Raw genomic sequence first — 13,975 nt, forward strand, 5'->3', positions numbered from 1 at the left:
ACGGGAACTAGGTAAAGCCTCAGTAAGTTGCATAGGTGGGCTCTACGATCGCTGGGCCCGCTCCACACGACCGCGAACTTCGAGGTGCGCACGTTGGCTTTCCAGATGCCGGACCGCGGCGGAGGCCCGACCGGGCCACGGATCAGAGTCGGCCGCCCGTCCCGGCGCGCCCGAACCCTGCTCATGACACTGGGCGTCCTGGCGGTCCTCGCCATGGCGTTCGTCATGTTCGCGGGGTTCTGGACGGACTGGCTCTGGTACAGGTCGGTCGCGTATTCATCCGTCTTCACCACCACCCTGTGGACCAAGATCGGGCTGTTCCTCGTCTTCGGACTGCTGATGGCCGTCGCCATCGGTGTGAACATCTGGCTCGCGCACCGGCTCCGGCCGCCGCTGAGCGCGATGTCGCTGGAACAGCAGAGCCTGGACCGCTACCGGATGGGTCTCGCCCCGTACAAGAAGTGGGTGCTGCTCGCGATCACCGCGCTCGTCGGTCTGATCGCCGGAGCATCAGCCTCCGGCCAGTGGCGTACCTGGCTGATGTATGTGAACGGGGTGTCGTTCGGTCAGAAGGACCCCCAGTTCCACCTGGACGTGTCCTTCTACGCCTTCGACCTGCCGTGGTACCGCTTCCTGCTGGGCTTCGGCTTCGCGGCCACGGTGCTCTCGCTGATCGCCGCCGCGCTGACCCACTACCTGTACGGCGGGCTGCGCATCACCAGCCCCGGCGCACGGGCGACGGGGGCGGCCACCGGCCATCTCTCGGTGCTGCTCGGCATCTTCGTCGCGCTGAAGGCCGTGGCGTACTGGCTCGACCGCTACGGCCTGGCCGTGAAGTCGAGCGACTTCAAGGCCACGGACAACTGGACGGGCCTGCGGTACGTCGACGCGAACGCCTATCTGCCGGCGAAGACCATCCTGTTCTGCATCGCCGCGATCTGTGCCGTGCTCTTCTTCGCGACGCTCTGGCGCCGCACCTGGCAGCTTCCGGTGATCGGGTTCGGCCTGATGGTCCTCTCCGCGATCCTGATCGGCGGGCTCTACCCCGCGATCGTGCAGAAGTTCCAGGTCCAGCCGAACGAGCAGGCCAAGGAAGCCCCGTTCATCCAGAAGAACATCAAGGCCACGCGTGACGCCTACGACATCGATGACGCGCAGGTCACCGACTACGCGGGCAAGTCCACGACGGACGACGACGCGAAGCTCCGCGCGAGCGCGGACGCCGCGGCCAGCTACCGGGTGATGGACCCCAACGTCGTCTCCCCGGCCTTCCAGCAGCTCCAGCAGAAGAGGAACTACTACCAGTTCCCCAAGACGCTGGACGTCGACCGCTACAAGGACGAGGCCGGCAAGGAGCAGGACACGGTCATCGGTCTGCGCGAGCTCAATCTCCAGGGCATTCCCAAGCGCAACTGGATCAACGACCACTTCACCTACACCCACGGCTACGGCGCGATCGCCGCCCGGGGCACCACCACCGGTACCAACCCGAAGGGATCTCCCGACTTCACGGAGTCCGGCCTGCCGACCACCGGCGAGCTGGGCACGTACCAGCAGGAGATCTACTACGGCGAGAAGACCGAGCAGTACTCCATCGTCGGCGGGCCCCAGAAGGAGCTCGACTACGAGGACGACGGAGAGAAGACCACCAGCTACAAGGGCAAGAGCGGCGTCAGTCTCTCCAACGCCTTCAACCGCGCCGCGTACGCGGTGGCCTTCAGCGAGCCGCAGATCCTGTATTCGGGAGCCATCGGCGAGGGTTCGCGGATCCTCTACAACCGCACGCCGAAGGAGCGCGTCGAGGCGGTCGCCCCGTGGCTGACCATCGACGGCGACGCCTACCCGGCCGTGGTCGGCGGAAAGATCCAGTGGGTCGTCGACGCGTACACCACGACCAACGGCTACCCGTACGCCTCGCGCACGACGCTCGGTGACACCACGGCCGACTCGCTGACCACCAACCAGCGCGCGGTCGTCGCCCAGCAGAACCAGGTCAACTACATCCGCAACTCGGTGAAGGCCACCGTCGACGCGTACGACGGCAAGGTCACGCTGTACGAGTGGGACACCGAGGACCCGGTCCTCAAGACCTGGCGCAAGGCGTTTCCCGGAACGGTGAAGTCCAAGGCGGACATTCCGCAGGACCTCATGGACCACCTGCGCTACCCGCAGGACCTGTTCAAGGTGCAGCGCGAACTGCTGACCCGCTACCACGTCACGAGCCCCGCGCAGTTCTACAGCGGCAGTGACGCCTGGCAGGTCCCGGATGATCCGACCAACAAGGAGTCCGGTGCCGTTCCGCCGTACTACCTGAGCATAAAGATGCCGGATCAGGCGGCTCAGAAGTTCTCGCTGACGACGACGTTCACCCCCAAGGGACGCCCCGACCTCGGGGCGTTCATGGCGGTGGACGCGGATGCGGCCAGCAAGGACTACGGCACGATAAGACTGCTGAGAGTCACCACCACGGTGAAGGGCCCGGGCCAGGTACAGAGTGAGCTCAACGGCAACGACGACGTCGCCGAGTTCGTGAGAAACCTCAAGGGCACCGACTCCGACATCGAGTACGGCAATCTGCTGACGGTGCCGCTCGAAGGGGGCTTCCTCTACATCGAGCCGGTGTACACGCGCGGTGGCACGCAGAACTATCCACTGCTGCGGAAGGTAGCCGCTTCGTACGGTTCGAAGATCGTCTTCGAGAACAGTCTCGGTGAGGCGCTCAACGCGGTCTTCGGGGTGGACGGCTCCGATACGACCGAGCCACCGGGCGATACGACCGAGCCACCGCGTGACACCACGGAGCCGCCGGCCACCGGTGACGCCGCGCTGAAGAAGGCGATCGCCGATGCGCAGAAGGCCTACACGGCAGGCGAGACGGCCCTGAAGGAGCAGGACTGGACCGCCTACGGCAAGGCCCAGAAGGATCTGCAGGACGCACTGGAGCGGGCGGCTGCCGCCCAGCCCAAGTCCGGCGGTGCGAGTTCGACGGATGAGCCGAAGAAGCCTGCGGCGTCGGCGAGTGCCGACAGCGGAGGCTGAGTAACTCGGTAAAGCTTCATCCCCGCGTCGTGGTACGGTTTGAACACAACGACGCGGGGTGGAGCAGCTCGGTAGCTCGCTGGGCTCATAACCCAGAGGTCGCAGGTTCAAATCCTGTCCCCGCTACTGAATGACGAAGGCCCGGATCCTCCAGGGGATCCGGGCTTTCGTCATGTCGTGGTGACTTTATTGTGCAGTCTGCGTGAAGTGCGGTTCGTGGGGCGTTAGTTGGGCACGAGCGTGTTTGACTTGTCTCCCTGTGGGCATGTCGACAAAACGCTGTAGTGACCTCACGGGCCGCGATATACCAGGTATACGCGGGTTGCAGGTGGTGCGACGATGGTATTTATGGGGGACAGGGCAACTCTGTTGGAGACAGGGCGGTTTGCGCAACAGCGCGTCCATCCGGCGGAAAAAGTGGCGGATGTGGCATTCGCCGGTGCCGCCGCGCAGTACAACGACCACATCGAGACCGCCGAGACTGCGGAGTGTGCCGCGACCGTCGACAGTGCAGAGACCGCAGAGACCGCCGACGGCGTGGAGAACGCCGAGAGTGCGGAGACCGCGGCGAGCGCGGACAACGCCGAGAGCGAGGCACGCCACCGCCGTGCCGCCGATGCCGGGGACACCGTGTCGATGAGCGTTCTCGGCGCGCTGCTGCTGCGCCGGGGCGACCTGAGCGGAGCCGAGGCGTACCTGCGCGGAGCCACCGCGGACGGCGACCGCGCGGCGGCCAACAACCTGGGTGTCCTCCTGCACCAGCGTGGCTACGCGGACGAGGCGGCCGGCTGGTGGCGCATCGCCGCCGTCGCCGGTTCCGCCGCGGCGGCACACGCCCTCGGGCGCCACTACCGCGAGCGCGGTGACGAGCCCGGGGCCGAGTACTGGCTGCGCCAGTCCGCCGAGCAGGGCCACGCGCTGGGGGCGTACGCCCTGGCCGACCTGCTGGAACACCGCAGCGACGTCGGCGCGGAGCGCTGGCTGCGCGCCGCGGCCGAGCAGGGGCACCGCGAGGCGGCGTACCGGCTTGCACGCATGCTGGAGCGCAACGCGACCGAGGACGCGCACGACGCGTTCGGCCGCCCCGGTCTGGGTCCCCGTACCGGTCCCGAGTCCGAGGCGCGTGCCGGCGTGCGCCGGTCCGTCGTGCGCAAGGACGACAGCCCGGTCGCCGGCCCCGACGCCGGACGCATGGGCGAGGCCGAGCAGTGGTACCGGCAGTCCGCCGCACGCGGACACCGCCGGGCGGCCCTTCACCTCGGCGCCATCCTCGAACAGCGCGGCGAGCTCAAGGAGGCCGGCCGTTGGTACCTCATCTCCGCCAAGGCCGGAGAGGCTCGGGCCGCCTGCGCGCTCGGCTTCCTGCTGCGCGACGCGGGCGACTCGGAGAGCGCCGCCGTGTGGTGGCTGCGGGCCGCCCAGGACGGTGACGGCAACGCCGCCAACGCGCTCGGCGCGGCGCACGCCGCCCGGGGCGAACAGCAGACCGCCGAGCGCTGGTACCGCGCGGCGATGGACGCGGGCGACGTCAATGGCGCGTACAACCTCGGGCTGCTCTGCGCGGCCCAGGACCGTACGCCGCAGGCCGAGCAGTGGTACCGGCGCGCCGCCTACGCGGGCCACCGTGAAGCGGCCAACGCCCTGGCCGTCCTGCTGCTCCAGGCGGGTGACGCCACCGGTGCGGAGCCCTGGTTCTCCAAGGCGGCCGAGGCCGGCAGCGTCGACGCCGCCTTCAACCTCGGCATCCTGCACGCGGGGCGCGACGAGGACCGTACGGCCCTGATCTGGTACGAGCGCGCCGCGGCGGCCGGCCACACCGAGGCCGCCCTCCAGGTCGGCATGGCGCTGCTGCACCACGGCCAGGAACGCGAGGCCGAACGGCACCTGCGCTGTGCGGCGGGCGGTGGCAGCGCGGAGGCGGCCTTCCGGCTGGCCGGGCTGCTGGACGCGCGCCAGCCGCCGCCCGGGCCTCCCGCGCTCGGCGAGCCCATGCCGGACAAGACCGAGTGCGAGGAGTGGTACGAGCGCGCCGCCGAGCAGGGACACCGCCGCGCCCAGGTCCGCGTCGGCATGCTGGCCGCGGCCCGGGGGGACGTGGAGAGCGCCGGCCGCTGGTACCGGGAGGCGGCCGAGGCGGGCAGCCGCAACGGTGCCTTCAACCTCGGACTGCTGCTGGCCCGCGAGGGCAGCGAGCGCGAGGCCGCGCTGTGGTGGAGCCGTGCCGCGGGCGACGGACACGGGCGGGCCGCGCTGCGCCTCGCCCTGCTGGCCGCGCGGCGCGGTGAGCTCACCGAAGGACAGCGGTGGTGCGCCCGCGCCGTCGAGCTGGGGCCCGCGGAGGTCGCGGAACGCGCGGGGCGGCTGCGCGAGGCGCTGCACCAGGAGCTGACCGCGTAGCGGCGCGCCCGGGCCCCCTGGGGCCTCTCGTCTGGATCAGGCCGGATCAGGAAGCGGGGTCCGGCCTGATCCAAACGGAAGACCCTGGATGTCTCCGGGGAGGGCCCGGGAAAGGGATTTGCGCTGGTCCGGAGCGTGACGTAAAGTTGCAATCACAACGACGCGGGGTGGAGCAGCTCGGTAGCTCGCTGGGCTCATAACCCAGAGGTCGCAGGTTCAAATCCTGTCCCCGCTACTGAAGACAGAGGGCCGGATCCTTTCGAGGATCCGGCCCTCTGTGCGTGCGTCGCACACGGTCGGCACATGCATGCACCGCACCGGCCGGCCCGGCTCAGGGCTTGTGGCCCACGGCCTCGCCGTACATGGCCCGGTCCACGGCCTTGTCCTCCGGTACCGGGTCCCCGGTCGAGACGCCGGAGTCGGCGTACGCCTTCTGCAGCCGGTCCGTCGTGCCCTTCCTGATCTCCCAGTCCATCCGCATCGACGGTGTCGACCGCAGGGTGGCTTCGTCGGTCTTCATGAGCCCGGCCAGTTCGGCGACGAAGGCGGGGTCGGACTTGTAGTCGCCGGCGAAGTAGGTGTTCACCGTGCGGATGTAGGCCCGGAGGAAGGCGACGCCCGCGTCCGGGTCCTTGTTCAGCAGGTTCGGACCGAACAGCAGCCCGCCGAGCGGCTCGCCGACGGGCTGGCCGCCGAGGAACGCGTACTTCTTGTCGCCGTCCACCTTCCGCCAGACCGGGTCGAGCAGCCAGGCGGAGTCCACGCCGCCGTTCTGCAGAGCGGTGAGCACGTCCGCGGAGCCGAGCTGCTGGAAGCTGATCCTGTCGAGCCCGCCGCCGTGCTTCTTCAGCGACGTGTCCATCGGATACGCGATCACGGAGCCCTTGCCGATCATCGTGCCGAGCTTCCGCCCCGCCATGTCCACGTGATCGGCGCTCTCGCCGTCCTTGAGACGTACCCACAGGCCGCTCTTGGAGGTCGGGTCCGGGGAGAAGTTGCCCGCCACCCACTTGATGGCGAAGCCGCCGTTGATGCCGTTCATCACCGCGGCCTCGGGCGCGGCCCACTGCGCGTCGACATCGCCCTTGGCGAGCAGGGGCAGGGCGTCCGGGGTGGGCAGCACCTTCAGCGAGACATCGAGACCCTCCTTGGCGAACTCGCCCTTGGCGACGGCGACCTGGAGCGGTGCGACGTACTCGGCGCTCAGGGTTCCGGTGGCGACGGTGATCTTCCGCTTCTCCGCGAGCGGCTGCGGCGCCGGTGCGCCCTTGTCGCAGCGGGCGGGATCGCGGTCGGGCGCGAGGTCCGAGGGGTCGGTCCAGCCGCCGGCGCCGCAGCCGGCGACCGGCTTGACGGTGCGCGGTGCGGTGTCGGCGGCGGCGTCGGACGGGTCGTTCCCGGCGCAGCCCGCCGCGCCGAGCAGGGACGCCGCCACGAGCGCGACGGTGCAGGTGAAAGGGGTACGTGTACGCACAGTGCCTCCTTACGGGGAGCGGGTGGAACCGTTCACGACTGACTGCGGCCGCGGTCGCGCGGGGCCCACGGGGTGAGCAGCCTGCCCGCGATCCGCACCACTTCGGAGAAGACGACGCCAAGGACGGCCACGCAGACGATCCCGACGAACATCACGTCGTTCTGGAACAGGGCGCGGGAGTCGAAGATCAGGTGCCCGAGCCCGTCGGCGGCCGCGATCTGCTCCGAGGCGACGATGACCAGGACGGCCACCCCCGCGGCGATCCGCGCGCCTACCAGGACGGCGGGGAGCGAGGCGGGCAGCAGGATGTGCCGGAACATCTGCCAGGGCGAGGCGCCGAACACCTGCCCCGCGTCACGGTGTCCGGACGGGACGGCGAGCACGGCCGCCATCGTCGAGATCCAGACGAAGAAGAAGACGGTGGCGGCGACCAGGGCGATCTGCGGTCCCTCACCGAGGCCGAACATATTGAGGAACACCGGCAGCAGCGCCAGTTTCGGTACGACGTAGAGGGCGTCGAGCAAGGGTTCCAGCGCGGCCCGGACGAGCGCGAGCGAGCCCATCAGCAGGCCGAGCGCGTATCCCGCGACCGTGCCGATCGCGTATCCGCCGAGGACCCGCTTGAGCGTCGCCCATACGTCCGGCCACAGATCGCCGTCGGCGGCCCGGTCCCAGCCGTCCGCGAGGATGGTCGAGGGCGCGGGGTAGACGCGTTCGTCGATCCAGGATCTGGCGGCGGCCAGTTGCCAGAGCAGGACCAGGAGCAGGGGGACGGCGACGGCGAGCGTGACCTCCAGCGTGCGGCGCCTGCGGTGGGTGCGTACGGGATGGAGCTCCTGCGGCCCCGGCCTGCGGACCAGGACCTGCTCCGCGGAGGCGGTGGTGGACTTCAGGGCTGTGCTCATGCGTGCGCCGCCTCTCCGCGTACTTCGACGCGCAGCAGTTCCCACAACTCGCTCTTCAGCGCGGTGAACTCGGGGGTCGCGCGGATGTCGCCGGTGCGCGGCCGGGCGAAGGGCGGACGGTGTTCGGCGATGATCCGGCCCGGGCGGGCGGACATCACCAGGACCCGGTCGCCGAGCACGATCGCCTCCTCCAGGCTGTGGGTGATGAACAGGGTGGTGGTGCGCGTGGTCTGCGTGAGGTCCAGCAGTTCGTCCTGCATGATCGTGCGCAACTGGGCGTCGAGCGCGGCGAACGGCTCGTCCATCAGCAGGATCTCGGGCTCGACGGCGAGCGCGCGGGCGATGGCCACGCGCTGGCGCATTCCGCCGGACAGCTCGGCGGGATAGGCGCCGGCGAACTCGGCGAGTCCCAGCCGGGCCAGCCAGTCGCGAGCTCGGGCATCGGCCTCGCGGCGGGGCACGCGCTGGATGTCGAGGCCGAAGCGGACGTTGGCCAGGACGGTCTTCCAGTCATGGATCCCGTAGTCCTGGAAGATCATCGCCGCCGGGCGGGGCGATGCCGTGCGGATGGACAGCTCACCGGCGGTCGGGCGCAGGAGTCCGGCCGCGATCCTCAGCAGCGTGGACTTGCCGCAGCCGGACGGTCCGACGATGCAGGTGAACTCGCCCGGCGCGATGTCGAGATCGACGGGGCCGAGTGCGGCCAGGGCCCGGGCGCCGCGCCCGAAGGAACGGGACAGTGCCTGGGCCCGGAGTTTGGGTGCGGTGACGGGGGGCGCGGTTGCCTGGGGTGGGTTCGGGTGCGGGTCTCCCACGGGTGTCTCCTCGTGCACATCGAGGTGCACAGCCGTCGCGGGGGCGGCTGTGATCGCCGATGACGATATGACGGCCCGTCAGATTCGGGAAGGGGGTGCGCGATGACGGAGCGGTGGCCGGTCGGTCCGGGAGTGATGATCCGGGCGCGCCGATAGCGCCCCAAGGGGTGCCGGTCCGGACGCGCGGCAGGCGACCCCGGCGGGCGGCGGCCCGGGGCATGCCGAAGCGCCCCCACCGGAACGTCCGGTCGGCGCGGAAGTGAAGTCGTCCAGGTCAGGTGGTCGCGGCGCAGTTCGGGCAGATGCCCCGGTACGTCATCTCGACCCCGGAGATCATGAAACCGAAGCGCTCGCCGGCCGGCAGGTCCGCGAGCGGGTCGCCCGCCGGGTGCACATCGCGGATGGCGCCGCACTTCGCGCAGACCAGGTGGTGGTGGGGGCGGTGCGCGTTCGGGTCGTAACGCTTCGCCCGGCGGTCGGTGGAGACCTCGATGACCTCGCCGAGGGTCACCATCTCGCCCAGGGTGTTGTAGACGGTGGCCCGGGAGATCTCGGGCAGCCTGGCGACAGCCCGCGCGTGGACCTCGTCGGCCGTCAGGTGTACGTGCTCCCCGTCGAGGACCTCGGCCACGACGCGCCGCTGTGCGGTCATGCGCCAGCCGCGTCCACGGAGTCGTTCCAGCAGGTCACTCATGGCGCAAGCCTAGCAGTGGCGGGCGCCGGTTCCTGAACGGGTGTGAATTTGGATGCTGCATTGACTTGGACTTAGTCCATTGTAGGATCAGATACGACATAGGCCAGGGACAGGCTGTGCTCGCCATGACGGCATGACGACGTGGCGTATACGCAGGAACGACGCAGGAGGCGCACGTGACACAGGGACCGCTCACCACGGAGGCCGGCGCACCGGTCGCCGACAACCAGAACAGCCAGACCGCGGGCGTCGGCGGTCCGGTTCTGGTGCAGGACCAGTCGCTGCTGGAGAAGCTCGCGCACTTCAACCGTGAGCGCATTCCGGAGCGCGTCGTGCACGCCCGCGGCGCCGGCGCGTACGGCACGTTCACGCTGACCCGTGACGTCTCGCAGTGGACGCGGGCGAAGTTCCTCTCCGAGGTCGGCAAGCAGACCGAGACCTTCCTGCGCTTCTCCACCGTCGCGGGCAACCTCGGCTCCGCCGACGCGGTGCGGGACCCGCGCGGCTTCGCGCTGAAGTTCTACACCGAGGACGGCAACTACGACCTCGTCGGCAACAACACCCCGGTGTTCTTCATCAAGGACGCCATCAAGTTCCCGGACTTCATCCACACTCAGAAGCGCGACCCGTACACCGGCTCCCAGGAGGCGGACAACGTCTGGGACTTCTGGGGTCTGTCGCCCGAGTCCACCCACCAGGTGACCTGGCTCTTCGGGGACCGGGGCATACCCGCCACGCTGCGCCACATGAACGGGTACGGCTCGCACACCTACCAGTGGAACAACGAGGCCGGTGAGGTCTTCTGGGTCAAGTACCACTTCAAGACCGACCAGGGCATCAGGAACCTCACCCAGGACGAGGCCAACAAGCTCGCCGGTGAGGACCCGGACAGCCACCAGCGCGACCTGCGTGAGTCCATCGAGCGCGGCGAGTTCCCGTCCTGGACCGTGCAGGTCCAGATCATGCCGGCGGCCGAAGCGGCGGCGTACCGCTTCAACCCGTTCGACCTGACCAAGGTGTGGCCGCACGCGGACTACCCGCCGGTCGAGATCGGCATGCTGGAGCTCAACCGGAACCCCGAGAACGTCTTCGCCGAGACCGAGCAGTCGATCTTCAGCCCCGCACACTTCGTGCCCGGCATCGGCCCGTCCCCGGACAAGATGCTCCAGGGCCGCCTCTTCGCGTACGGCGACGCGCACCGCTACCGCGTCGGCATCAACGCCGACCACCTGCCGGTCAACCGCCCGCACGCCACCGAGGCGCGCACCAACAGCCGTGACGGGTACCTGTACGACGGCCGCCACAAGGGTGCGAAGAACTACGAGCCGAACAGCTTCGGCGGCCCGGCCCAGACCGACCGCCCTCTGTGGGAGCCCACCCAGGTCGCGGGCGGCACCGGTACCCACGAGGCGCCGAGCCACGCCGAGGACGACGACTTCGTGCAGGCCGGGAACCTCTACCGGCTCTACTCCGAGGACGAGAAGAGCCGGCTGATCGACAACCTCGCCGGGTTCATCGCGAAGGTCTCGCGCGATGACATCGCCGAGCGCGCGATCAACAACTTCCGCCAGGCCGACGGGGACTTCGGCAAGCGGCTGGACGCGGCCGTCCAGGCGCTGCGCGCCTAGGGCGTGTTTGAAAGTCCCGCCTGCCCGGCGACGCCTGGCACGCACGCTCGCGGCGTTGCGGAAATGCCCTAGTAGCTCCGCTACGAGACCATTGCCGCGCCTTGCGATCGCACGCACCAGACGCCGCCGGGCCCGCCCTTCGGGCGGACGGCGCTACTTTCAAAACACGCCCTAGTTGTATTGCCCTGTGAGGTTGGGGACGCGGCTGGCGGGTGGTTTGCCGGCGAGCGCGGTGTGGCCGCGGTGGTGATTGTAGGAGTGGAGCCAGTAGGGGAAGGCGTCGCGTCGTTCCTGTTCTGATCGGTAGGGCTTTGCGTAGGCCCATTCGTCGAGCAGGGTGCGGTTGAGGCGTTCGACCTTGCCGTTGGTCTGTGGCCGGTAGGGCCGGGTTCGCTTGTGGGTGATCCCGGCCGCCGTCAGGGTCTCGCGCCAGAGGTAGGACTTGTAGCAGGCGCCGTTGTCGGTCAGGAGTCCGCCATCCCGGCCTCGCCCAGGGCCCGGTAGCGGCCGGCCCACCGCTGGGCGGTGGTCGGGGAGACCTGGAAGCGTTCCGCGGCCCGGCGAAGCGGCCAGCCGTCCTCGACCACACAGCGGGCCAGCCGCAGCCGTCCAGTCTCGGTCAGGGGTGCATTACGGTGGGGCACGAGGGCCTTTCTGGTCGGTGTAGACGTCGCAATCCACACCGAACCCGGAAGGCCCTCACCCGTTCAAGATCCCTCAGTCGAGACCTGCATCACCCGTCCACAACCTCCCGGGACAGAACACCTAGTCCTTCGGTTGCGAGACCGGCCGGTTCCCCTGTGCGGGGTCCGGCCGGTCGTGCGTCCGGACGGCGCCTCAGCCGACCAGTTCCACCGGATGCCGCCTGGCCGGTGTCCAGCAGCGGATGATGTCGCGGACCGAGACGATGCCGACCGGTCCGTCGTCGTCCAGCACGATCAGATGACGGAAGCCCCCGTGCGTCATGGCCTCGGCGGCCTCCTCCAGGGTCCAGGTGGGTGCGGCGAAGACCACATCGGTCGTCGTGTGGGTGGAGGCCGTCTCCGAATCGGGGTCCTGGCCCGATCCCACCGCGTTGAGGATGTCGCGCTCGGTGATGATGCCGAGCCCGCAGGTGTCCGGGTCGTGGACGACGGCTGCTCCGATCCGGCGCGCCGACATCAGCCGGGCGGCCTGGCGGAGGGTGTGGGTCGGGCCGATGGTCAGGACCATCGTGCTCATGGCGTCACGGACGAGCATGAAGGGAGCCACCTCCTTCGTGAAGCGACCCTGTGAGTCGATTCACAAGTTCACAAGTGGGGGGACTCTCAGAATTGCACCGATATGAGGCGGCAACAAGGGGGAGCGAAGATCGTTCGAGGGGCGTGCGGTGGTGCTGCACGCCCCTCGTCTGCTCCATGCGCTGCTCAGGGCCGTGCGGCCCTGTACGGCACGGTCAGTAACGCTGGTTCAGGTAGCCCAGGAGTTCGTGGTGCAGCGTCCCGTTCGAGGCCGCGGCATTCCCGCCGCCCGGTCCGCTGACTCCGTCCAGGCTGGTGAACCGGCCACCCGCCTCCTGGACGATGATCGCGTTCGCGGCCATGTCCCAGAGCGAGAGCTCCGGCTCCGCGCAGATGTCGACCGAACCCTCGGCGACCATCATGTACGGCCAGAAGTCACCGTACCCACGCGTACGCCAGCAGGCCCTGGTCAGGTCCATGAAACCGTCGAGCCGGCCCTGCTCCTCCCAGCCGGTCAGCGAGGAGTACGCGAACGAGGCGTCCGCGATGCGCTCCACCTTCGAGACGTTGAGCCTGGTCGCGGAGGTCAGGCTGCGGCCGGAGAACGCGCCCGCGCCCTTCGCCGCCCACCATCGCCGCTGCAGCGCCGGCGCCGACACCACGCCGACCACCGGCTGGAAGCCGTCCTCGCCGGCCTCCATCAAGGAGATGAGCGTCGCCCAGACCGGCACGCCGCGCACGTAGTTCTTGGTGCCGTCGATCGGGTCGATCACCCAGCGGCGCGGACCCGTCCCCTCGATCCCGTACTCCTCGCCCAGGATCGCGTCGCGCGGCCGTGCCCGATGGAGGTGGCCGCGGATCAGCTCCTCGGCGGCCTTGTCGGCCTCGCTCACCGGCGTCATGTCCGGCTTGGTCTCGACCTTGAGGTCCAGAGCCTTGAACCGGTCCATCGTCGTCGCGTCGGCCGCGTCCGCCAGCACGTGGGCAAGGCGCAGATCATCGTGGTAGTCGGGCATGCCGTCACAGTATCCACCGCGGGTGAACGGAGCCACAGGGCCCCGGAGGCTGCGTGAGGCCTTGACAGTGCGCAGGAGCGCCTCAACTCTGAAACGCAGAGCCCCCGAGCCGTGTCCGGAGTACCGGACACGGCCCCGGCGTGGGAGGCGACGATGCCGACAGCGCGGGAAGAACTGCTGGACGCCGCCCACGCGGCGCTCGCCGCACGGCCCTGGCCGACCGTGCGGATGGTCGACGTCGCCGCGGCCGCCGGGGTGTCCCGGCAGACGCTGTACAACGAGTTCGGCGGCAAGGACGGACTGGCCCGGGCCCTGGTCCGCCGCGCCGCCGACAGCTATCTCGCCGGCGTCGAACGGGCCCTCGGATCCGCCGGCGGCACGGGCGACAGGCTCGCCGCCACCGCCGCCTGGACGGTCCGCGCCACACGGGCGAACGCCCTGGTCAGAGCGCTGCTCACGGGCTGCTGGGGCGAGCGGTTACCCCACCCCGCCGCCGCGCGGCGACCCCCCGCCTCCGCCGTGCCCGCCCAGCGCAGGGCCGACGCCGGACCGCCGACACCCGCCGAACTCCTCGGACAGGTCAGGGACCGGGCGGTGGCCGCGCTGGACGGGGGCCGCCCACCGCACGACAGGGCGGTCCTGGCCATGACCTGCGAGCTCGCGCTGCGGCTCGCCCTGTCCTACGCGCTGGTGCCGTCCCCCGGGGGCATGGCGGAGGACGGGGCTCCGCTGGTACGGGCGGTGGTGGACCGGCTGCCGGACGTGGCGGCCTGAGCGCGGTCGCCGG

General features: G+C 69.8%; 11 protein-coding genes, 2 tRNA genes and 1 pseudogene. 6 read left to right on the plus strand and 8 right to left on the minus strand.

Features of this window, described 5'->3' with window-relative positions; genetic code table 11:
* Nucleotides 1-105 precede the first annotated feature (105 nt).
* The 4 genes from EAO72_RS32355 (at nt 106) to EAO72_RS32370 (ending at nt 5,671) form a co-directional block, all read left to right on the plus strand.
* The gene (locus EAO72_RS32355; protein WP_187285407.1) at nt 106-3,039 is read left to right on the plus strand and encodes a UPF0182 family membrane protein; all 2,934 of its coding nucleotides are present in this window, start codon (nt 106-108) and stop codon (nt 3,037-3,039) included.
* A gap of 52 nt (nt 3,040-3,091) precedes the next feature.
* A tRNA-Met gene (locus EAO72_RS32360) sits at nt 3,092-3,165 on the plus strand.
* Nucleotides 3,166-3,378: 213 nt separating this feature from the next.
* Nucleotides 3,379-5,436, plus strand: a complete 2,058-nt coding sequence (locus tag EAO72_RS32365) for a tetratricopeptide repeat protein (RefSeq protein WP_187285295.1) — start codon at nt 3,379-3,381, stop codon at nt 5,434-5,436.
* 161 nt (nt 5,437-5,597) lie between these two features.
* Nucleotides 5,598-5,671 (plus strand) — tRNA-Met (locus EAO72_RS32370).
* A 96-nt stretch (nt 5,672-5,767) separates the two neighbouring features.
* Here EAO72_RS32370 and EAO72_RS32375 read toward each other — a convergent pair.
* The 4 genes from EAO72_RS32375 to EAO72_RS32390 all read right to left on the minus strand — a co-directional run bounded on the left by EAO72_RS32375 (nt 5,768) and on the right by EAO72_RS32390 (nt 9,324).
* Nucleotides 5,768-6,910: an ABC transporter substrate-binding protein gene (locus tag EAO72_RS32375; protein ID WP_148020624.1), complete on the minus strand. Its 1,143-nt coding sequence runs from the start codon at nt 6,908-6,910 to the stop codon at nt 5,768-5,770.
* A gap of 32 nt (nt 6,911-6,942) precedes the next feature.
* A complete protein-coding gene (locus EAO72_RS32380) occupies nt 6,943-7,815 on the minus strand; it encodes an ABC transporter permease (protein ID WP_148020625.1) in 873 nt (290 codons plus the stop codon).
* On the minus strand, nt 7,812-8,630 hold the full coding sequence (locus EAO72_RS32385; RefSeq protein WP_148020626.1) for an ABC transporter ATP-binding protein: 819 nt from the start codon (nt 8,628-8,630) through the stop codon (nt 7,812-7,814). The genes EAO72_RS32380 and EAO72_RS32385 overlap by 4 nt, the downstream gene beginning before the upstream one ends.
* 274 nt (nt 8,631-8,904) lie before the next feature.
* Nucleotides 8,905-9,324, minus strand: coding sequence for a Fur family transcriptional regulator (locus EAO72_RS32390; RefSeq protein ID WP_148020627.1), 420 nt, complete (start codon nt 9,322-9,324; stop codon nt 8,905-8,907).
* A gap of 176 nt (nt 9,325-9,500) precedes the next feature.
* Between EAO72_RS32390 and EAO72_RS32395 the strand changes: the two genes are divergently transcribed.
* Nucleotides 9,501-10,952 (plus strand): catalase, encoded by a 1,452-nt coding sequence (locus EAO72_RS32395; RefSeq protein ID WP_148020628.1) that lies wholly within the window; start codon nt 9,501-9,503, stop codon nt 10,950-10,952.
* 171 nt (nt 10,953-11,123) lie between these two features.
* On the opposite strand, the pseudogene EAO72_RS44335 reads toward EAO72_RS32395, so the two are convergent.
* The 4 genes and pseudogenes from EAO72_RS44335 to hisN all read right to left on the minus strand — a co-directional run.
* A pseudogene (locus EAO72_RS44335) lies at nt 11,124-11,423 on the minus strand (integrase core domain-containing protein); the annotation flags it as partial.
* Complete coding sequence (locus EAO72_RS44340; protein WP_459112830.1) at nt 11,417-11,635, minus strand: helix-turn-helix domain-containing protein; 219 nt, start codon at nt 11,633-11,635, stop codon at nt 11,417-11,419. The pseudogene EAO72_RS44335 and the gene EAO72_RS44340, both read right to left, overlap by 7 nt.
* Before the next feature lie 154 nt (nt 11,636-11,789).
* Complete coding sequence (locus EAO72_RS32405; protein WP_148020629.1) at nt 11,790-12,191, minus strand: CBS domain-containing protein; 402 nt, start codon at nt 12,189-12,191, stop codon at nt 11,790-11,792.
* Between the two features lie 196 nt (nt 12,192-12,387).
* Nucleotides 12,388-13,188 (minus strand): histidinol-phosphatase, encoded by an 801-nt coding sequence (gene hisN, locus EAO72_RS32410; RefSeq protein ID WP_148020630.1) that lies wholly within the window; start codon nt 13,186-13,188, stop codon nt 12,388-12,390.
* 153 nt (nt 13,189-13,341) lie between these two features.
* Here hisN and EAO72_RS32415 point away from each other — a divergent pair, with 153 nt between their 5' ends.
* Nucleotides 13,342-13,962 (plus strand): TetR/AcrR family transcriptional regulator, encoded by a 621-nt coding sequence (locus tag EAO72_RS32415; protein ID WP_148020631.1) that lies wholly within the window; start codon nt 13,342-13,344, stop codon nt 13,960-13,962.
* The last annotated feature ends 13 nt before the right edge of the window (nt 13,963-13,975 follow it).

It is taken from the genome of Streptomyces sp. OR43 (assembly GCF_008042275.1).
Lineage (GTDB): Bacteria > Actinomycetota > Actinomycetes > Streptomycetales > Streptomycetaceae > Streptomyces.